Origin of the sequence: Ruegeria conchae, from assembly GCF_000192475.1 — a bacterium.
Taxonomy (GTDB): Bacteria; Pseudomonadota; Alphaproteobacteria; order Rhodobacterales; family Rhodobacteraceae; genus Ruegeria; species Ruegeria conchae.
The window spans coordinates 244,207-265,185 of the sequence record NZ_AEYW01000012.1 but is presented as its reverse complement, the minus strand read 5'-3'; the positions used below and the strand labels follow the sequence as shown (position 1 = coordinate 265,185).

The window sequence follows — 20,979 nt, the reverse complement described above, 5'->3', positions numbered from 1 at the left end:
TTAAGCGAAGCGAATGTCAACGGACCCAAACGCGCCGAAATCAGCATGGATTTCGGTCCCGGAAGGGCATTCGACCGGTCGGATAAAACTACCGGACAGGATAATCTGGCCGGGCTCAATGCTTTGGCCATATGTAGCCATGCGGCGCGCCAGCCAAACAACGCTTTCGATTGGGTCGTTCAGCACACCCGCTCCCAGTCCGGTTTCTTCGATTTCACCGTTGCGGAATGTCAGAGCTCCGACCCATCGCAGATCAGCAGCATCGATCTTATGACGCGCGGCACCCAACACAATGCCAGCATTGGCCGCATTGTCACTGATGGTATCGAACACGGTTCGGGTCTTGCCGGTCTCGGGGTCTACACGCTGGATCCGTGTATCGAGAATTTCGATGGCAGGTGCGACATAGTCAGTGGCTGCAATCACATCTTCTCGGCTCACGTTGTCTCCACCCAACGGAGATTTGGTGACAAAGGCGATCTCAGCTTCGATGCGGGGCTGAATGAATCGGTCGGCAGGCACGGTTGCGCCATTGTCAAAGATCATGTCGTCAAACAGGATACCGCTGTCAGGTATATCGATGTTTAGCGCGTATTGCATCGCTTTCGAGGTCAGGCCTATCTTCCAACCAACCACGCTGCGACCCTCGGCCAACTTGGCGCGATAGATTGCGTTTTGTACCTCATAAGCATCATCCATCCCCATCTCGGGATGACGCAAAGACAGAAGGCCGATCTGATTGCCGCTGCGTTCGGCGTCAAGCAAGTCTGCAGCGGCTTTTGCGTGCTCGGCAGGTGTCATACAATTTCGTCCTCGATGCCATTGCGCAAAGTCCCAATGCCTTCGACTTCGATTTCGACCACGTCGCCTGGCCTGAGGTATTTAGGCGGATCAAACCGCGCACCCGCGCCTGTGGGCGTGCCGGTAACGATTATATCTCCAGGCTGCAGGGTCATGAAGGTCGAGATATATTCGATCTCGCGTCGGATCGGAAACATCATGCGGTTCAGCGTATCGTCTTGACGTACCTCTCCGTTGACGCGGGTGACGATACGGGCGTCATCCAGCTGAGAGGCGTTGGTAAATGGCACCAGCCACGGCCCGATGGACCCAGAACGATCCCAGTTCTTGCCTTGCGTGACGTTGAATTTCGCGTGCCGGACCCAATCGCGGATCGTGCCTTCGTTGCACAGTGTCAGAGCTGCGATATGGTCATAGGCCTGATCCTTGGGGATACGTCGCCCTGTTTTGCCAATGACAATCGCAACTTCACCTTCGTAGTCCAATGTATGGTTTTCGGGGGGGCGAACGAGGTTTTGTTCATGGCCCGTAAATCCACTGGCGAAACGTGGAAACAGTGACATGTATTTCGGTTGCGCGCTGCCATCTTTGTATTCGGCATTCCGATCCGGAAAATTTACTCCAACGCACAGGATGCGCCGCGCATTGGGCATGACCATTTCATAGGTGAACTCGGTGTGTGTCGCAGGTTTGCTATTAGCGACCGTCTCTAGCTGGTCCAATGCACCTGCAGCTATAACATCATACAGAGATGGCCAGTGGGGAAAATCCGGCGAAAGGGCGATCATGCCCTTATCGGTAACAGCCCCGTAGAATAGTTCTTCATTGGCTGTGTAAGTTGCGTAGCGCATTGATTTTTGTCCTCGTCAGCGGGGTCCGGTCTCATACTGAATTTCAACTATTAGCCGCCACACTCAGGTTCTGATTTAGCAATTCGAGGGTTCAAACGGGGAAGATGACATTGGTCTGTCCGGTGCCCGAGCTGGGGAAGTACTCAGTCACGACCTCGCACTTCTTGTCATAGGCATCCCATCCCAGTGCGCCATACAGCATCGCCGTGTCGTGCATCGAACCTTCACCACAGCAGAAATTGGCATAGTCGCCCAGCATCTTGAGGAATGTGGCGTGGTCGCCGTTCTTCCACATTTCAAGAACGTGCAAGTCCATCTGGCGGTTGAATTCCGAGCTGATGGTAAATGTGCCGTTATTGGCAGCGTAATCCTTGTTGGCCCAGATCTTGTGCGACAGGGAACCGGACGCGACCAGCAGCACCTTCTCATCGCTGGCCTCGGCCGCCTCGCGAATGGCTTCACCGATGATCCGACTTTCGTCATGATCGTGAACCGTGGCCCAAGCAGCGACGGAGACGACCTTCATGTCATGCTCGCGGCTCATGAACCGCATCGGGACCAAAGTGCCATATTCCAGTTCAAGACTGTCCAGATGATGCGCAAGCGTATAGGTGCCCTTATCCGATGCGATTTTGGCAATCGCATCCCCCATTTCCGGGTTGCCCCGATACGAGTAAGGCAGGTTCTGAATGAACTGAGGGAATTCGTTTGAGGTGAACAGCCCCTCGAACTTCTCGTTCGCGTTGATGTGGAACCCGGCATTGATAACCCAATGGGTGTCACAAATAATCACAGTGGTCGCACCCAGCTCTTTCGCACGACGTGCGATTTCGCGGTGGCCGTCAATGGCTGGCTGACGTTTACCTTTTATCGGCCCTTCCTGCTCGGACATAAGCAGCGTGGGTACGTGGGTCATCTTTGCAGCAAGAACGATTTCGCCCATGATCTCCTCCTGAATTTTCAGTCTTTTGAGCGGGTTGGCCTACTATAGCTTACCCAATTGCATGATTTTGTGTTGCCCTGTGGCAAAACCGATATGCTTTTGTTCCATATAGAACTCAAAGCTCCAATCACCGCCATCGCGACCTATGCCGGATGCCTTTACCCCGCCAAACGGTGTGGGTAGGTGTCGAACATTCTCCGAGTTTACCCAAATCATCCCAGCCTCGAGCTTGTCGGTAAAGCTTAGGGCACGGGTTAGATCGTTGGTCCAGACATAGCCGGTCAGGCCATAGTCGGTGTCGTTCGCCATAGTCAGCGCCTCTTCCTCGGTCGAGAAGGGGATTGAGGTCAGAACGGGCCCAAATATTTCCTCGCGCGCAATCCGCATCTTGTTATTGGCGTTAGTGAACAGGGTGGGGCGGACAAAATAGCCTTCGTCGCCGACCTTTTCGCCACCTGCGGCGATCGTGGCACCGTCAGCCATAGCGATGTCAAAGTAGCTGGTGACTTTGTTGTAGTGTTCTTCGGTTACAATCGGGCCAATCTCGGTTGCTGGGTCCAGCGGATGCCCGACCTTGATGTTATTGACACGTTCAATCAAGCGGGCTTCGAATTCCTCTTTGATCGTATCTTGTACCAGCAAACGCGACGACGAAGTACAGCGCTCACCGTTGATCGAATAAATCATGAAGATTACCGCATCCAGCGCACGATCCAGATCGGCGTCATCAAACACGATCACTGGATTTTTTCCGCCTAGTTCAAGATGCATCCGCTTCAGTGTATCTGCCCCTTGCTTGGTGATAATGCTTCCGGTGCGGCTTTCCCCCACAAAAGCAATTGCTTTGATCGCAGGATGCTCAGTCAGACGTTTACCCACATCATGACCAAAACCGTTTACGGTGTTCAGAACACCTGGTGGAAGCCCGGCCTCTTCTGCAATTTCTACCAGCAGTCTTGCGGTTAGCGGGCTATCTTCGGCCGGTTTGTGAACCACGGTACAGCCTGCAGCCAACGCAGGAGCGATCTTCCATGTGCTCAGCATGAACGGCGTGTTCCATGGCGTGATCACACCCACCGGGCCAATTGGTACGCGGGTGGTAACATTCATCAAGGTTGGTGATTTCAACTGCTGACCGTCGCGGGCCTGCACCACCTGATCGGCAAAATAGCGAAAGTTCTCGGCCCCGCGCAAAGCCGCCTTGGACATGAACCGCCATGTCTGTCCCGTGTCCCAGCATTCGCATAGGGCAATCTCTTCGGCGCGCGTCTCGATTGCGTCAGCAATGTTGATCAGAATTTTCTTTCGTTCTGTTGCGGGCATGTCCCGCCACGCTGGAAATGCGTCCTTTGCGGCTTGGGCCGCCGCATCTACATCAGCCTCGGTGCTGCGGGCCACATCACAGATGATGCTTTTATCAACTGGTGTCATGGATTGAAACACACCACCAGAGCCATCGTGGTCTTTCCCATTGATCCGGTTTCTGATTCCAGTTTCCTTGAAACGGGTCAGATAGCCAGCCAGTTTTTCGATATTGCTGTCCAGTGCGCTCATGTATCAGGTCTCCTGACGGGCCGCGCCCATATGGTCGCGGATCGTGCCGGTTTTTGGGGAAAGCTCAGGGTCTATGTCACGCATTTCCAGCGACAATGCGATTGAATGGCGGGCCATGGCCGGGGCCAGATAAGTATTGGCTGCCTCAAAGATGCGCCGAGTGGCATCTTGTTTCACATCTTCACTGCGACCTGCGCGCAGGCGGATCGAGATGTCGATAAACCCGTGGGCCGGGTTTCCATCGGCGATGGCATAATGATCGACCCGCACCGCGCGAATGCGGATTCCGGGCATAGGGAAGGTATCAATATCCGCCGCTGTCGCACGGAGGCATTCGCACAGACCGCTCATGTCCACGATATTTTCGAGGTTTCCCGAGTAGTCGACGTGAAAATGCGGCATGGTCCCTCTCTACGATTATTTGATAAACATGTTAAGTAAAATGCTCGCTGGGGTCAAGCACTTTCCTTAACATATTAACCGTAGGGAAGGTGATATGGTCTTCCTAAGTGTGTAGGGGCAGTTCTTATGTTCTGGGACTTTACAGGTACTTAGGCGGGGCTAGTCCGGCATGAAACCAGTTTATGAAAGACACGATGGAAAAGACGGGAAGGCCCGTCGCTTTTTGAATATCCGGCGCGTAAGGGCACATATTGGTGCATTCCAACACGATGGCGCCAAGGTCAGGGTTGTCGGACTGTAGGGCAAGCGCTGCTTTGACATTGTCAGAGCGGGCTTGGTCCACATCCAATGTCAGTTTGTTATCAAGGATCGCCGAGGTAAATTCGAGGCCTCCTTCGGTTGTGCCGATTGGTGTGCCCTCGGGAACACGAGCTTTTCTTAGGTGTTCTTTGCTCAACGTCGATGCGGATATGGTTAGTACTCCGGCGTGTTTTCCCGCTGGCAAAACGCGATTGACCATCTCAACCTGCATCAATGAGGAGGTTGCTACAGGGACAGATACCGCGTCGGCCAGTTCTTCCTGAAACAGCGAGAGAAAGCCGCAATTGGTGGTGATCCCGTCCACCCCATCTTTGACAAGGTCTCTTGCAGCGTCGATAAACGCGTCCAGCAGCCCTTCTGCCCGTTGCCGGACCACAAGGTCAGGTGAAGCGTTGCGAACGATGCGATACAGCACCGGGAACGACCATGTCTGCGCATTCCCCATATCGCCGGGAATCCGCGGAAACTGGGCGTCCAGCATGAGAATCCCAACGGATGCACCATAGATAGATTTGCCGCCCTTCGCGATCATGACTGCGCCTCCTGAATGATGCGGGTTGAAATATCTTTGGACCCTTCCATGAAGATGCTGGATATCCCATGGCGCACCGCATCCTGCACCTGATCCATCCGCTTGTTGATATGGGTACCCAAAACCCGTGCAGCTTCATCGGCATCTCGGTCCATCAGGGCCTGCATGACACGTTTGTGCTCGTCTTTTGATCGCTGAACCCGGTCAAGGCTCATGGAAATCCAGCGAATATAGCGAATGCGTTCGTTGATCCGTGTCAGCGTCAGCAGCAACTCTTTGTTTCCGGATAGTTTGGCCATTCCTAGATGGAATGCCTCGTCCCGGGTCACCGCTTCTTCGACCGTCAATCCGGTGATATCGATACCGGTTGCATACAGCTCATCATGGAGCGCCTGCAATTGTTCTGAAGAGGCTTTAGTACACGCCGCTCGAACTGCGGCGGTTTCGATGATTTGGCGCAACTCGAACAAGTCAAAAATGCTTTGGGCATCCAGAGGGCGGCAAAAGAAACCCTGTCCCGGGCGAAAGTCGAACAATCTCTCTGCGACCAGCCGGTTCAAAGCCTCACGCAATGGGGTCCGGCTGACGCCCAATTCTTTCGATAGTGCGACTTCGTTCAATCGATCGCCGGGACGCAGGCGGAATGAGACCGCCATCGCCTTCACCTGATCGTAGATGTCATCAACGCGTGGACCCGCCATAAGCATTTCTCCTTGATCTACAGGTGCCACACGCCGTTCTTGAAATCAATATACAAATCTGTATACAGTACTGTGTGCAGGAAGAATCGAAAGGGCGTCTACCATGACGGGAACGAATTATCTGACCGGAGCCGAAGCAATGGTTCGTATGCTGGAAGCGCATGGAGTGAATCACATGTTTGGCTTGTGTGGTGATACAACCCTGCCGTTCTATGACGCGCTGGCCCGCATGGATCATGGCATTCAGCACATTCTGACCCGGGACGAGCGTCATGCAGCCTATATGGCAGATGGTTACGCACGGGTGACTGGTAAGCCAGGTGTGTGCGAAGGCCCTTCTGGGGGTGGGGCGACCTACATTCTACCCGGTGTGGTCGAGGCCAATGAAAGCTCGGTTCCTATATTGGCAATTACCTCTGATGTGGCAACGTCCAGTCGGGGGAAGTATCCGCTCACCGAGTTGGACCAGCCCGCGTTGTTCAAACCGCTGGCTAAGTGGAACACATCACTGGATGATGCCACGCGACTGCCAGCCATGGTGCGTGCTGCTTTTCGCGCAATGACAACTGGAACTCCCGGGGCCACACATCTTGCTCTGCCCTTTGACACTCAGAAAGCGCCGGTCGATGAGGCCGAGATATGGGCTGATGCCCGGCATCGCAGTTATCCAGCCGAGCGCGCAGGGCCTGATCCGGACGCGATCGAGGCGGCAGCAGAAATACTCGCAGGATCGAAATCCGCAGTGGCGGTCTGCGGGGGGGGACCTGTTTTGTCCGGAGCCACAGACGCCCTGCGCCGTGTTGCGGCGCTGTTGGATATGCCCATTGCCACGACAGTATCCGGGCAGGGTTCCATCGCCGAAACAGATACTCTTGCCTTGGGTGTCGTCGGGTCGAATGGCGGGGTACCTGCCACCCGTGCAGTGGTGGACGCAGCCGATGTCGTTCTTTTCATCGGCTGTCGTGCCGGATCAGTTACGACTGAACGCTGGAGAAGCCCCGCGCGCTATGCCACTATTATTCATATCGACAGTGACCCGATGGTGATCGGGGCCAATTATCCGACCGAGGTTGCAATTTGTGCCGACGCCCGATTGGCGCTTGAGGCTTTGGCACAGGCGCTGGAAGAAAAGAGTGATCTGCCAAAGCTTGGTGGTGCTGCCAAAGCCAGCGCCGCATGGGCGGCCAAGATGGCGGCCTTCAACTCACTCGCTGCTAGCTACGAAACACCGATCCGTCCCGAAGCGGTTATGGCCTCGCTGATGGACATTTTGGATGACGATGCGATTGTAGTCGCTGATCCAGGCACGCCATGTCCTTATTTCAGTGCACATTACCGCTGGCGGAAACCTGGGCGGCATTTCATCACCAATCGGGCCCATGGGGCGCTGGGGTATTCATTGGGTGCTGCGATGGGCGCACATATCGGGCGGCCTTCGGTCAAAACGCTCTCCGTGATGGGGGACGGCTCTTTTGGATTTACCTGTGGTGAGTTCGAAACCATGGTGCGGCACAACATGCCGATCACATCGATCGTGTTCTCGAATTCAGTCTTTGGCTGGATCAAAGCGGGACAGAACGCGGGGTTTGGCCAGCGCTACTACAACGTCGATTTCAACCGCACCGACCACGCCGCCGTCGCAAGCGCCTTCGGTGTGAAATCCTGGACAGTCAAAGACCCTGAGGATCTGCCGAAAGTTCTGAAACAGGCGATTGAGCATGATGGACCCACACTGGTCGACATCCATTCGCAACAGCTTCACGAGGCCGCTGCGCCGGTTTCGGAGTGGGTAGCGTAAGAGGCAATTGAAGGAGTCAATTGGGCCAGAAAATCCTGAGCAATCGTTGAAAGAGGACGCCCTTTGGCGGTGATGATTGCCAAATCCAACATCACGGCGGGTCGGAAGGGGCGGGTTTGATACCCGCTCTCGCCATCAAAGGTAACAGTAAAGGGGTCGATCATCGCAACCCCCATACCTTGCTTAACGAAGCTCAGCAGATTTTCGGACAGATGCGTGTGGATCTGAGTCCGCCAGGTGCGCCCCGCGGATTGGAAGATGTCCCTGGTCCGCCTGTGTGTTTGATGTTCAGGACCCATCACGATGAACGGTTCGTTTTCGAGTATCTCGGGTGTGAGCACATCATGGACAGCCAAAGGGCTTTCTTCTGGGAACGTTGCCAGCGTTTCAAACTGAAAGACTTGGTAGTTTAGCGTGTCATGCAGAATGGGCATCTCGACAACGCCGATTTCAAACAAGCCTGAGATTACCCACTCTTGAATTTTCGAGGAATATTGCGACTGAAAACTGACCGATAGGTTCGGGCGGCTTTTGGCGAAGCGAGCAATCTCACGCGGCATGAAGCCGAAGGATAAAAGATGCGGTGCGGCGATCTGCAATTGGCCGGGGTGCTTGTTCTGCAGATCCGTGACGGCCTGCGCCACGTGGTCTAGGCCTCGAACAACCGTATCAACCTCGCGATACAGCAATTCCGCTTCTGGCGTAGGCAGAAGACGCCCTTTGTTACGCTCAAATAGAGGTAGCCGCGCTTCTCGTTCGAGTTGGGCCAGAAGGTTACTGATACCCGGCTGTGAAATTCCAAGCACCGAAGCCGCGCCTGTCACGGTTCCGGTCTCCATTATTGCATGAAAGGCTTGTAGCTGACGAAAACGCAGGGACATGTTTTACAGTATCATTTTTTCTGATGATCTCTAGATAATATAGTATTTGAAATGATAGCTCGGTCAAGGCAGGCTCTCGCCATAGGCTGGGGGCGCAATGGGCAATCTGTCACAGAAAATCATAGGCTATGATCTTTGGCACCTTGAGTTGCCAGTTACCTCGCGCCGAGATCACGGTATTGGGTCCGTAGAAGGCGTCTGCGAAGTCGTTGTTCTGCGTCTCAAGTCCGAAGACGGTAACGAAGGGTTTGGTGAAGCTTCCCCTTGGTCCGTTTTCACAGGCACACCCGAAGCCACCTACGCAGCCCTGGATCGTTATCTGCGCCCACTCGTGGTCGGAGAGGTGGTCACTAATCGGTCAGCGATCATGGCGCGGGCGGCTTATGCGGTCGCACATTGCACCGAAGCGAAGGCCGCATTGGAGACTGCGTTGCTTGATCTTGCAGGCAGGATCAGCGGAATTCCGGTTTGGTCCCTTCTGGGTGGGCGGTGTCGTGAGACCATCCCGCTCAGTTGCTCTATCGCGAATCCAGATTTTGTGCAGGATATTGACCTCTTGGCTCGGTTGCAGGCGGATGGTGTTCGCCTTGTGAAGCTCAAAACCGGGTTCAAGGATCACGCCTTTGATATCATGCGACTAGAGTATCTCGCCCAGAACCATCCGGAGTTTTCGGTTCGCGTGGACTATAATCAGGGGCTCAGTATTGAGGACGCTCCCGCTCAGGTACGTGATGTTGCGCAATTCGCTCCTGATTTCATTGAGCAACCCGTTCGAGCCCACCATTTCGGTATGATGGGCAAGCTACGACAGATGATCGACGTACCGCTGCTGGCCGATGAGAGTGTCTTTGGCCCTGAAGATATGGAGCGCGCCGCGCGCGAGGGTATTTGTGATGGGGTATCTGTGAAAATCATGAAATCCGGTGGTCTGGCCCGGGGGCAGTCTGTGGCCCGTGTTGCTGCAGCACATGGTCTAACAGCCTATGGCGGCGATATGTTCGAGGCTGGACTGGCACATCTGGCAGGAACGCACATGATTGCGGCAACCCCCGAGATCACGTTGGGCTGTGAGTTCTACCAAGCTTCCTATTTCCTGAAAGAAGACATTCTGGAAAGCCCTTTCCAAGTCAGCGGCGGCGAGGTGGTCGTCCCTGACGCTCCTGGTCTCGGCAATAGGCCAGACATAGCCAAACTTGACCATTATGCAGTGGCAAAGGCGGTGGCGGCGTGAGCGAGAAGAAGACCATAGCGATCATCGGTGCCGGGATCGTCGGCGTGTCTGCTGCGGTATGGCTGCAGAGGGAAGGGCATAAGGTAATCCTGATCGACAAGGCGGGACCGGGGGAGGGGACCTCCCACGGCAATGGGGGCGTGCTGGCGTCCTGCTCGATTGTGCCAGTGACTGTTCCGGGGCTTCTCAGAAAAGCGCCCAAAATGCTGCTCAGCCCGTCGCAGCCATTGTTTTTGAAATGGGGGTACCTACCAAAGCTTGTCCCTTGGATGACCCGCTATCTGAGTCATGCGAATGCATCAGATGTGGAACGTATCGCTGCAGCTCTGACACCAATTGTTGGCGATAGCTTGAACGACCACAAAGCGCTGGCCGAGGGCACAGGCGCTGAAAAGTGGATTGTGCCCTCAGACTACCTGTTCCTCTACAAAGACCGGCCGCATTACAAGGAAGACGCATTTGGGTGGGACATTCGTCGTCGGAACGGTTTCATATGGGACGAGTTGGAAGGGCCAGCCTTCCACGCCTATGACCCGGTCTATAGTGAAGACATCGGTTTTGCTGCGAAGCTCTCGGACCACGGCCATATCACTGACCCGGGTCGCTATGTCAAAGATCTGGCGGCGTATGTGGAAGCAAATGGAGGGACGATCCTTCGGGCCGCGGTTGATGATGTGGTTCAGGAAAATGGAAAGGTAACCGGCGTTCGTACGGGTGGGGAAACCATCCCGTGCGACACTGCGATCGTAACCGCAGGCGTTTGGTCAGGACCTTTAGCCAAGCGTCTGGGCATTTCTGTTCCCCTTGAGAGCGAACGCGGCTATCATCTTGAATTGGTGGAGCCTTCTGCCATGCCGCGCAGTCCGGTCATGGTGGTTTCTGGCAAATTTGTTGCCACACCGATGGATGGCCGCATTCGTTTGGCTGGCATTGTGGAGTTTGGCGGGCTTGATGCGCCACCCTCGCGCGCGCCGTTTGAATTGATGCGCAAGAATGCCCGGATGGCTTTCCCGGGTTTGAAATGGAAGGAGGAAGTGGAATGGATGGGGCACCGCCCTGCACCAACTGACTCGATCCCAATTATTGGTGAGGCTCCGGGGATCAGCGGTGCGTATATGGGCTTTGGGCATCATCACATAGGCCTGACAGGCGGGCCGAAAACGGGGCGACTTCTGGCCCAGATGATTGCGGGCAGAACCCCGAACACAGACATGGGCGTCTACGCACCCTCGCGTTTCGCAACATAGAAATGACTGGCGAAAAACGCCGGCGTCTCAAAACTTAACAGGGAGAAACATGATGAAAAAACTGACAAGCCTTCTGGCGGCAACCGCTCTGACAGCTGCCGCAGCCGCACCGGCAATGGCCGAGAAATGGGATATGCCGATGGCCTATTCGGCATCGAATTTTCATTCAGCCACGGGCGCGGAATTTGCCAAATGCGTGACCACCGGCACGGGTGGAGAGATTGAGATTGTCACGCACCCTTCTGGCTCGCTGTTCAAAGGTGCCGACATCAAGCGTGCGATCCAGACCGGGCAAGCCCCAATTGGTGAGCGTCTGCTCTCTGGTCACCAGAACGAAAACGCTCTGTTCGGGTTTGACTCGATCCCGTTCCTGGCAACGTCATTTGATGACAGCGCCAAGCTTTGGGACGCTGCTAAACCTTCGATTGAAAAGCTGCTGGCCGAGCAGAACCTGACCCTGCTTTATGCCGTGCCATGGCCACCGCAAGGTCTGTACTTCAAGAACGAAGTGAACTCGGTTGCGGATATGGAAGGGATCAAGTTCCGGTCCTACAACAATGCCACTTCGCGGCTGGCCGAGTTGACCGGGATGCTGCCGGTTACCATCGAGGCGGCTGAGATCAGCCAGGCCTTTGCAACCGGGGTGGCGGATTCCATGGTGTCGTCTGGGTCGACTGGCTATGACCGCAAGGTCTGGGAAAGCCTGAACTACTTCTATGAAGTGGATGCCTGGTTGCCGCGCAACTACGTGATGGTCAACTCGGATGTCTGGGCCGGTGTTTCGGATGCGAACAAGAACGTCATCAAAGGTTGTGCAGAACTGGCCGAGTATGCAGGTAACTGGCGCGCCAAGGAATATACCGGCTTTACGCTTCAGGGTCTGCGCGATGGCGGTATGACCGTTGGTCCTGCGTCCGAGCAAATGACGAATGAGCTGAAAGAAATCGGCGTCACCATGACGAACGAGTGGCTTGAGGCCGCTGGTGACGAAGGCAAAGCCATCGTCGACGCGTTCAACTCTCAGTAACCATTCCAATGCGGGCGGCGGCCCTACCTGCCGCCTGCTCCCAATCCACAAAAAACACAGCGGGGACAGCATGACGGCAATGCGAGGGCTCAGGTCCGTACTGGATTTCATCTATCTGGCAGCAGGGGTTCTGGCGGCGCTCAGTCTGATTGCCATTCTGGTGCTCATTGTGGTGCAAATGCTGGCCCGTTGGACCGGCGAAGTCTTTCCCGGCGCACCGGATTATGCAGGATACGCGATGGCCGCTGCGTCTTTTCTGGCCTTCGCCAACGCGCTGAACCGGGGCAGCCATATTCGGGTGTCCATCCTCTTGAATGCGGTTCCCGATGGCTTTCGCAGAATTCTCGAAATCTGGTGCTTTGCCATCGGCTCTGCCATCATGTGGTACTTCTGCTGGTACGCCTATCGATTTGTGTACTGGAGTTGGAAGTTCAACGACATAAGCCAGGGGCAGGACAAAACCGCCCTTTGGATACCTCAATCAACCATGCTGATCGGAGCCGTCATTCTCGCCATCGCGCTCACCGATCACTTGTTCCACGTCCTGTTCAAAGGTGATCACGGCATCACCCGTGATCTGGCCGATCAGAGCCACGGAGAGTAAGAGCATGGAGAATATATCCGTCATTATCCTCTTCCTCTTTGTCCTCTTCACCTTGCTGGGCACCGGTGTCTGGGTCGGTCTGGCCCTTATGGGCGTCGCATGGGTCGGGATGGAACTATTCACAACACGCCCTGTGGGCGATGTGATGATCACGACTATCTGGTCAGCGTCGTCATCCTGGACGCTGACCGCCTTGCCGATGTTCATCTGGATGGGCGAAATCCTCTACCGCACGCGATTATCCGAAGACATGTTCAAAGGGCTCTCACCGTGGATGGCACCTTTGCCCGGAGGCTTGGTCCACACGAATATCGTAGGCTGTACAGTGTTTGCTGCGGTCTCGGGGTCTTCCGCGGCCACGCTGACTACGGTTGGCAAGATGTCGATCCCGGAACTGCGAAAGCGCAACTACCCCGAACGCATGGTCATCGGCACACTAACCGGAGCGGCAACGCTTGGGCTAATGATCCCACCGTCGCTGACGTTGATCGTCTATGGGGTGACGATCAATGAATCGATTACCAAGCTGTTCTTTGCGGGTATTCTGCCTGGCCTTGTGCTGGCTGCGATGTTCATGGGCTACGTAGCCATCTATTCCAAAGTTGGCAAAGACTGGAACCCCAACGACGAGGGCAAGTTGACGTTTTCCGAAAAGGTCAAGAACTCTCGTTTCCTATTACCGGTGATCTTGCTGATTATGGTGGTAATCGGGTCCATGTATCTGGGATATGCCACCGCGACCGAGGCGGCCGCATTTGGCGTGATCGGAGGTCTGTTGTTGGCCGCGGGGCAGGGGTCGCTGAATTGGAAGACCTTCACTGAAAGCCTGATGGGCGCGACCCGCACCAGCGCAATGATCGCCCTGATCCTTGCAGGCGCTGCGTTCCTGTCACTGTCGATGGGCTTTACCGGCCTGCCGCGGGGGCTGGCTGACCTGATCGCGGGGTGGGAGTTGACACGGTTCGAACTGTTGATGGTCCTGCTGGTTTTCTATGTCATTTTGGGTTGTTTTCTCGATGGGATTTCTTCGGTCGTGCTGACCATGGCCGTTGTCGAACCGATGATCCGTGACGCCGGAATTGATCTCATCTGGTTCGGGATTTTCATCGTCGTCGTCGTCGAGATGGCGCAGATCACACCGCCCATCGGGTTCAACCTGTTCGTGATGCAAGGGATGACCAACCACGAGATGAGCTATATCGCGCGTGCTGCAATCCCAATGTTCCTGATCATGGTGCTCATGGTTTTTGTTCTGATCTGGTTCCCTGAACTGGCCACCTGGTTGCCTGAAAACTTGCGCCAAAGTCCGGGCGGGTAGAACGCCTTGAACCCGCTTCACCTCGCGGCACGTCACGGACCATATGTCTTGGTGTCGGGGCTTATCGCAGGTCTTTTGTTGCCGGGGCTGGCCGAACCAATGCGGCCGTTCCTGCCACCCTTGGTCATGGTGTTGCTTTTTCTAACGCTGCTGCGGATGAAACCAGGTGCCATTTTGGGTTCGCTGGTTGATCTGAAGCATGTTGCCGTAACAATCGTTGCCTTTCAGCTGGCCACGCCGCTGTTGGTGGCTGGGGTAGGTATTGTTGGTGGCTGGACTGATACTCCGGTCTTTCTGTCGTTGCTAATCATGGCAGCGGCTCCATCTATTTCGGGCAGTCCCAATATGTGCCTGATGATGGGATATCCCGCGGAATACGCGATGCGGCTGGTCGTTGCGGGGACTGCTGTGCTGCCAATTACCGCCTTACCAATTTTTTGGCTGATGCCTGAATTGGGTGATATGCAAGCTGTGCTGATGACCACCCTTCGATTGTTTCTTACGATCGTGGTCGCTATCCTCTTTGCCGTTGTGTTGCGGAGGACGGTTCTTCGCGCGCCGTCAGACGCCACGCTTCTGAATATGGAAGGCGCGGCAACGATCACGCTTGCCGTATTTGTGGTCGGCCTGATGCCATCATTGAGTGCGGTGGCCATAGTTAACCCAGGTGTGGCGACATTTTGGATTGTGTTTGCTTGTGTTATTAATTTTGGCGCTCAGGTGGTCTCGTTCCGATTGACGCGCACTAGTCTCCCTCCGGCAAAGGCAACAGCGGTTTCCTTGATAGCTGGAAACCGGAACATTGCTATCTTCTTCGTCGCGCTACCCCCCGAACTGACTTTGCCTATCATGGTATTTATCGGCGCCTATCAGATCCCAATGTATCTTACGCCGCTGATCATGGGTCGGTTGTATCGGCAGGCAGATTCAGTGGCTTGACTTTCTAAGTTACGGATGCGGTTAGCAAACTCGTCAGAATGCTTATTCAACAATCAAAGAAACGAATGTCTAATTCCAACTAAGAAATGTTGACCATATAGCGACCAGATTTCAACGCATGCCTGATGCGCGCGATACTTGGAGTGTAGAAGCAAATCGGAAATTTAAGTTGGACAATTTGGGAGCCGATTATTGGGGTGTTATTGCTAGCTTGATCGTTGGACCAACCGAAGCACTCGTGATTTTTTTGACAGCCCATTTAGATAGATGGCTGCGCTGCTGACACCGACCTGGTGGATTGGCCCTGAATAACCCAGCTTTCAACAAACTTGAATGGCCTCCAATTGAGCCAGGTGGATTTCATAATATCCTCTTTTGTGCCGATGCTCATCGCTCTGATTTCGTAGGCTGGCTCTCTGGGGAATGGCTCTGTGACCTCAGGCGGCCATTGCAACGGGCTTTCCGTTTGCGATTGTTCTGGCGCTGACTTGCGTGTCGATCTTCATCGGCTTGGCGAATAAACGACGCCGTCGCTAGGGTGTAATAAAAAATTGCCCGGCTAAATGCCGGGCAATTTTCATTGTTAGGTATAAAATTACATCTCGTGGCTGGTCACATCTGTGTGTGATCGCCAACTCCGACGCCGACATAGGTCTCAAACCCTGAGCCTAACACCAACGCGGAAGAGTAGATGTTGCGCAGATCAACCATTCGGGCCGATTTCATAGTTTCTGCCAGGTCATTCAGATTCAAGGCACGGAATTCGTTCCACTCTGTCAGCAAAACAACAACATCAGCTTCTGCGGCCGCGGCATAAGGATCATCCAACCATTCGACACCCGGCAGCAGCGCCTCGCCTTCGGCACGACCTTGCGGATCAACCACGCGCACACGGGCACCGCCACCAATTAGGGCCGGAACGATCGTCAGAGACGGTGCATCGCGCATGTCGTCAGTGTTGGGTTTGAAGGTCACACCCAGCACCGCAACCGTTTTGCCGTTGAAGTTGTCGTCGCAGGCTTCCCGGATCTTTTCGATCATCCGCTTCTTGACCTCGTCATTGACGCGGATGACGGTTTCGGTGATCTGCATTGGATGCGCGTGATCCTGCCCGATCCGTGCAAGTGCAGCGGTATCTTTCGGGAAACAAGAGCCACCATAGCCGGGCCCGGCGTGCAGGAATTTGTTGCCAATCCGTCCATCAAGACCGATGCCACGTGCGACCTCCTTAACATCGCCACCGGCACGTTCACACAGCCCCGCAATTTCGTTGATGAAGGTGATTTTTGTCGCCAGAAATGCGTTTGCGGCGTATTTGATCATCTCGGCACTTTCCAGATCGGTGGTTAGGATCGGGAAATCCCGCAGATAGAGTGGGCGATATATTTCCGCCATAACCTCTGCAGCGCGTTCGCTTTCGACGCCTACAACAACACGGTCAGGGCGCATAAAATCATCAATTGCTGCACCTTCGCGCAAGAATTCTGGGTTCGAAGCTACATCGAAACTCGCCTTGGGATTGGCAGCTGATACGACTGCATGAACCTTGCGATTGGTACCAACCGGGACAGTCGATTTGGTGACTACGACCGTATATTCAGTTATAGCTTGCGCGATCTCTTCGGCTGCAGCCATCACATAAGTCAGGTCAGCATGGCCATCGCCGCGTCGAGTTGGCGTTCCGACTGCGATGAACACAGCGTCTGCTCCATCGACCGCTGACGCTAAGTCAGTGGTGAATGTCAGACGGCCTGCAGACACATTCTTGGCCATAAGTACATCGAGGCCCGGTTCATAAATCGGCACCTCGCCGGCCTGAAGCATTTCGATCTTGCGCTCAGATTTGTCAACGCAAACAACGTCGTGCCCGAAATCTGAAAAGCAAACTCCGGACACCAGGCCGACATATCCGGTACCAATCATAGCAATACGCATTAATCAAATTCCTTCTTTTTCCCGCCAGCGGTGCGCTTCCGATTGGAACCACACACTTAACCATTGCTCAGCGTATGGGCGCAGTACCGATATTGGTGTCCGGAACATTCCACCGGGATGCAACTCTTCGCGACGGAATATGCCCTTTAGGGGGGGATGTTCAAGTGAGTTTGTTTACTCTGACGGTGGTGTTCAAACCATTGAATAAGAGCATTGGTTGTTTGTCCGGTGAAGAATGACCGATAAGTGACAATAGGGTTTTTGCTGCTGCCAACATAAGGTTAGGGTGACCGACAACGATACGTGATCGCTCAAAACAATCAGGGCATAAAGGCGTCGCTCGGATCGAGGTGTTCTTAAATCGCCTCACCCAGCCATTTGAATACGAGCTTTGCGCGGTCGGATGAGGTGTTGTGCAGTTTAACGTAAAAATCCAGTTGTGATGAAATGGTCTGCGGCAACAACTTAACGAGTTTGCCGGATGCGACTAGCTCCGAGGTCAAGCCCTCCCATCCTAAAACTGCCCCCATATCGTCTTGAGCGGCCTGAAGCGCAATCGTGTAATTGTTGACGCGATGGGCGGAGTTCAAAGGGCCATCATACCCCAGTTTTTGGGTCCACGCGCGCCAGTCAGTCCATCCGGTATCCGGGGCATCAAGATGAATGAGTGGAAGCCCAGCGATTTCGTCGACCCGTTCAATCGGGTTTTGTTCTGCAAACCGGGGGCTGCATAAGGCCATGATGTTGTCATGAAACAGCGTCTTGAAAATACCCGTTTCACGGCTGGAATCTCCGTAATGGATGCTCAGATCACACTTCGACGAGTCGACGCCGAGATCTGTCACAACCTGCGTAACGGAAACATGTCCGTGTTGTTTCCAGAATTGGGCAAGGCGTGGTGTGAGCCAGAGTGAGCTTACCGCTGTTGTCGAGCGGATCGTCACGCCTTTTTTGTCGTACTGGCGCCGCAATTGCCCAAGGGCCTCGCTGATCCCTTCTAGGCTGCGTTGCAGTGAGACAAGTAGGTATGCCCCACTTTCAGTCAGTTCAACACCGCGATGATGGCGCACAAACAACCCGCATTGCAGTTCATTCTCTAGCGCTTTGACCTGATGGCTGATCGCGGCCGGGGTGACGTTGAGTTCTTCAGCCGCGGTCTTGAAGCTGACATGCCGCGCGGCTGCTTCGAAGCTGATCAGCGAACTAAGAGGTGGTAGATCGTAGGGACGGTTGGGCAAGATGTTTTGACCTGTGATGGATCGATTGCCTGATAAATTAAAGGAGATCGTCTGGCTATAGACTTATTTCATCTAACTCAGAGTGAATCTTTTTGCAATTGTCGGCCAACGGTTCCCGATGAAAATGCTCCCCAACCGGTTTGCAATGCGATCCCTTGTTGGTCGTGCACAGTTTGAAGGAGTTGCGGAATGCAGTCACATGCAAAAGTCGTGGTTGTCGGAGGAGGTTGCGTAGGGGCGTCGATCCTTTACGGGCTGACAGAACATGGCTGCACAGATGCGGTCATGCTGGAACGTACAACACTAACCTCCGGCTCGACTTGGCATGCAGCGGGTCTGTTGGTGACCTTCGTGCGGTCGCACAATGTGTCGAAGATGACGATGGAAACCATCCGCATCTATACTGAGGTTGAAGAAAAGATGGGCAGCTCGGTCGGGTTGCGGAAGGTTGGTCAACTGCGGGTCGCCAACACTGAAAAGCGCTGGGACGAGTTCCAGTCTTATATCTCGATTGCCGAGGCGGCTGGCGTACCTTGCAAGCTACTGACCCCTGAAGAGATTACCGAAGTCCATCCGTTGCTAAACCAGAGCCCGGACATTCGGGGTGGTATCCTGCACACCGAAGACGGGTACGTGAATCCGGCCGATATCACCATGGCTCTGGCCAAGCTGGCACGCGATGCTGGTGCCAAGGTTTACCAGAACACCGAGGCTCAGGCCTATGAAAAGCTGGATAACGGCCATTGGAAAGTGACCACCAACCAGGGTGAGATCACATGTGAGCATCTGATCTTCGCGACTGGCAACTATGCCCGCGAAAACGCACGCCGCGTGGGGTTGGATCTGCCCTGTATTCCGATCGTTCACCAGTATTGGACCACCGAGACCGTACCGCTGCTGAAAGAGCGCCGGGCGGAGGGCCTGCCAGAATTCCCGATCCTGCGGGATGAAGATTACGGCGCTTATCTGCGCGAAGATGTGGGCGGCATCCAGTTCGGGCCCTATGAATTCACCAAAGACCTCAAGCTATTTGCCGAAGACCGCGTGCCACCGGAATTTGGCGCTGATCTACTGCCCGAGGATTTCGACGCCGTGGAAACTCAGTGGGAACGCGCGATTGAAAGGGTGCCCACACTGGGTGAGGTTGGGATCAAAGCCAACACCCGCGGTCCATTTCAGATGACACCGGACGAGCTGCCTTTGGCCGGTCCAGCGCCGGGACATGAAAACCTCTGGCTGGCCGAAGGCATGCCCGGTGGCATTCTGTGGGGCGGGACGGTTGGCAACCGTCTGGCCAAGTGGATCGTCGATGGCGATCCGGGCATGGATATGTCGGAACTCGATCCGCGCAGGTTCTCGGATTATGCCTCCAAGCGCTGGACCATGGATAAGGTGCGCGAGACATGGGGCACCCATATGGATGCGCATGTGCCGGGCGAGGACTTCCCCGATGCGCGTCCTATGAAGACCGTCGGGTCATATGATCTGCTGACCGCACAAGGAGCAGTCTGGACCAGCTTCAATGGCTACGAATTCCCGCGATGGTTCGCCAAATCACCCGAAGAAGCGATCCCCGAACACAGCTTCCGTCGCACCAATCATATGGAGCGGGTTCAGAAAGAGGTGCGAACTACACGTGAAGAAGCTGGTTTCATCGAAATGTCTCCGATGACCAAATTCACCGTTCGCGGACAGGGGGCCGCACAGTGGTTAGACAGCATCATGGCCAACAAACTGCCAAAAGTGGGCCGCATGACCCTGTCGCTGATGCTGAACGACAAGGGCGGCATGGATGCGGAATACACCATCGTGCGCTATGCCGACGACGATTTCTACCTGATCTCAACACCGAACTGGCGGGCCTATAACTGGGACCAACTACAGCGCGCGCTGCCGCGCGACGGGTCTGTCGTGATCGAGGACATCTCAGAGCAGCTGGGCGTGATCGCGCTAGCCGGGCCCAAGGCACGCGAAATCTTACAGCCGCTGACGGACAATGATCTGTCAAATGAAGCCTTCCCGTGGCTCTCGGCGCAGATGGGTGAGGTGGGCTATGCCAAAGGTGTGCACCTGCTGCGTGTCTCGTATACCGGAGAGCTTGGATGGGAACTGCATCACCCGGTTGGGTACAATCGCCACCTCGTTGATCTGCTGCTGAAGACCGGCGTGAAACCCTTCGGTCTTGAGGCGCTGGAATCGATGCGACTTGAGAAATCCTATCGCGCCATCAATCGCGAGATTTGCAAGGACCTGACACCCTATGAGGCCGATCTGGGCCGTTTCGTGGCGATGACAGAAAAGATCGGCGGGCAGGTGGCCGAACGTGACTTCATCGGCAAAGCCGCGCTGCAGAAGCAACAGGCCGATGGTGGATACAACACGCTGGTCACACTGAAGCTGCCGTTCTGCGATACCTCGGTGATGTTCGACGAAGGCGTCTATGCCGATGGTAAGTTGATCGGGCGGGTCACCTCGGGCGGGTTCTCGTTTTACTGCAACCACGACATTGCGATGGCACTGGTGCCACAGGACATGACGGCACCCGGCACCAAAATGCAGGTGCTTATCCACAATGAAATGCGCGAGGCCGAAGTGATCGATACCTGCGCCGTTGATCCCACCAGCACCCGCGCCCGCGCCTGATCCGGAGGAATTG

At 54.9% G+C, this 20,979-nt stretch carries 18 protein-coding genes; 8 read left to right on the top strand and 10 right to left on the bottom strand.

The window, feature by feature from the left end; translation table 11 throughout:
* From hpaH to G7G_RS22970, 7 genes are all read right to left on the bottom strand, one after another.
* On the bottom strand, window positions 1-801 hold the full coding sequence (hpaH, locus tag G7G_RS0111655) for a 2-oxo-hept-4-ene-1,7-dioate hydratase (RefSeq protein WP_010441603.1): 801 nt from the start codon (window positions 799-801) through the stop codon (window positions 1-3).
* On the bottom strand, window positions 798-1,652 hold the full coding sequence (locus tag G7G_RS0111650; protein WP_010441602.1) for a fumarylacetoacetate hydrolase family protein: 855 nt from the start codon (window positions 1,650-1,652) through the stop codon (window positions 798-800). Before G7G_RS0111650 ends, hpaH begins: the two co-directional genes overlap by 4 nt.
* 91 nt (window positions 1,653-1,743) lie before the next feature.
* Complete coding sequence (hpaD, locus tag G7G_RS0111645) at window positions 1,744-2,595, bottom strand: 3,4-dihydroxyphenylacetate 2,3-dioxygenase (RefSeq protein WP_010441601.1); 852 nt, start codon at window positions 2,593-2,595, stop codon at window positions 1,744-1,746.
* Window positions 2,596-2,637: 42 nt separating this feature from the next.
* Window positions 2,638-4,149, bottom strand: a complete 1,512-nt coding sequence (hpaE, locus tag G7G_RS0111640; RefSeq protein WP_010441600.1) for a 5-carboxymethyl-2-hydroxymuconate semialdehyde dehydrogenase — start codon at window positions 4,147-4,149, stop codon at window positions 2,638-2,640.
* Between the two features lie 3 nt (window positions 4,150-4,152).
* Window positions 4,153-4,551, bottom strand: a complete 399-nt coding sequence (locus tag G7G_RS0111635) for a 5-carboxymethyl-2-hydroxymuconate Delta-isomerase (RefSeq protein WP_010441598.1) — start codon at window positions 4,549-4,551, stop codon at window positions 4,153-4,155.
* A 139-nt stretch (window positions 4,552-4,690) separates the two neighbouring features.
* Window positions 4,691-5,404, bottom strand: a complete 714-nt coding sequence (locus G7G_RS0111630; RefSeq protein ID WP_010441597.1) for an aspartate/glutamate racemase family protein — start codon at window positions 5,402-5,404, stop codon at window positions 4,691-4,693.
* Window positions 5,401-6,105 (bottom strand): GntR family transcriptional regulator, encoded by a 705-nt coding sequence (locus G7G_RS22970; RefSeq protein WP_010441596.1) that lies wholly within the window; start codon window positions 6,103-6,105, stop codon window positions 5,401-5,403. The genes G7G_RS0111630 and G7G_RS22970 overlap by 4 nt, the downstream gene beginning before the upstream one ends.
* A gap of 103 nt (window positions 6,106-6,208) precedes the next feature.
* On the opposite strand from G7G_RS22970, the gene G7G_RS0111620 reads away from it, so the two are divergent.
* A complete protein-coding gene (locus tag G7G_RS0111620; RefSeq protein WP_010441595.1) occupies window positions 6,209-7,903 on the top strand; it encodes a thiamine pyrophosphate-binding protein in 1,695 nt (564 codons plus the stop codon).
* On the opposite strand, the gene G7G_RS0111615 is transcribed toward G7G_RS0111620, so the two are convergent.
* Window positions 7,864-8,784 carry a LysR family transcriptional regulator gene (locus G7G_RS0111615; RefSeq protein WP_010441594.1) on the bottom strand — a complete coding sequence of 307 codons (921 nt, stop codon included), beginning with the start codon at window positions 8,782-8,784 and terminating at the stop codon, window positions 7,864-7,866. The genes G7G_RS0111620 and G7G_RS0111615 overlap by 40 nt on opposite strands.
* A gap of 97 nt (window positions 8,785-8,881) precedes the next feature.
* Between G7G_RS0111615 and G7G_RS0111610 the strand changes: the two genes are divergently transcribed.
* The 6 genes from G7G_RS0111610 to G7G_RS0111585 all read left to right on the top strand — a co-directional run bounded on the left by G7G_RS0111610 (window position 8,882) and on the right by G7G_RS0111585 (window position 15,150).
* Window positions 8,882-10,015: an enolase C-terminal domain-like protein gene (locus G7G_RS0111610; protein WP_010441593.1), complete on the top strand. Its 1,134-nt coding sequence runs from the start codon at window positions 8,882-8,884 to the stop codon at window positions 10,013-10,015.
* Entirely contained in the window at window positions 10,012-11,262 is a 1,251-nt protein-coding gene (locus tag G7G_RS0111605; RefSeq protein WP_010441592.1) for an NAD(P)/FAD-dependent oxidoreductase, read from the top strand. The genes G7G_RS0111610 and G7G_RS0111605 overlap by 4 nt, the downstream gene beginning before the upstream one ends.
* 52 nt (window positions 11,263-11,314) lie before the next feature.
* On the top strand, window positions 11,315-12,289 hold the full coding sequence (locus G7G_RS0111600; RefSeq protein ID WP_010441591.1) for a TRAP transporter substrate-binding protein: 975 nt from the start codon (window positions 11,315-11,317) through the stop codon (window positions 12,287-12,289).
* A 70-nt stretch (window positions 12,290-12,359) separates the two neighbouring features.
* On the top strand, window positions 12,360-12,893 hold the full coding sequence (locus G7G_RS0111595) for a TRAP transporter small permease (protein WP_010441590.1): 534 nt from the start codon (window positions 12,360-12,362) through the stop codon (window positions 12,891-12,893).
* Window positions 12,894-12,897: 4 nt separating this feature from the next.
* The gene (locus tag G7G_RS0111590) at window positions 12,898-14,211 is read left to right on the top strand and encodes a TRAP transporter large permease (RefSeq protein WP_010441588.1); all 1,314 of its coding nucleotides are present in this window, start codon (window positions 12,898-12,900) and stop codon (window positions 14,209-14,211) included.
* Between the two features lie 6 nt (window positions 14,212-14,217).
* Window positions 14,218-15,150 (top strand): hypothetical protein, encoded by a 933-nt coding sequence (locus G7G_RS0111585; RefSeq protein ID WP_010441587.1) that lies wholly within the window; start codon window positions 14,218-14,220, stop codon window positions 15,148-15,150.
* A 612-nt stretch (window positions 15,151-15,762) separates the two neighbouring features.
* Here the strand turns inward: G7G_RS0111585 and G7G_RS0111580 are convergent.
* The gene (locus tag G7G_RS0111580) at window positions 15,763-17,085 is read right to left on the bottom strand and encodes a UDP-glucose dehydrogenase family protein (RefSeq protein WP_010441586.1); all 1,323 of its coding nucleotides are present in this window, start codon (window positions 17,083-17,085) and stop codon (window positions 15,763-15,765) included.
* 356 nt (window positions 17,086-17,441) lie between these two features.
* Window positions 17,442-18,323 (bottom strand): LysR substrate-binding domain-containing protein, encoded by an 882-nt coding sequence (locus G7G_RS0111575; protein ID WP_010441585.1) that lies wholly within the window; start codon window positions 18,321-18,323, stop codon window positions 17,442-17,444.
* A gap of 189 nt (window positions 18,324-18,512) precedes the next feature.
* On the opposite strand from G7G_RS0111575, the gene G7G_RS0111570 reads away from it, so the two are divergent.
* The gene (locus tag G7G_RS0111570) at window positions 18,513-20,966 is read left to right on the top strand and encodes a GcvT family protein (RefSeq protein WP_010441584.1); all 2,454 of its coding nucleotides are present in this window, start codon (window positions 18,513-18,515) and stop codon (window positions 20,964-20,966) included.
* Window positions 20,967-20,979: the final 13 nt, after the last annotated feature.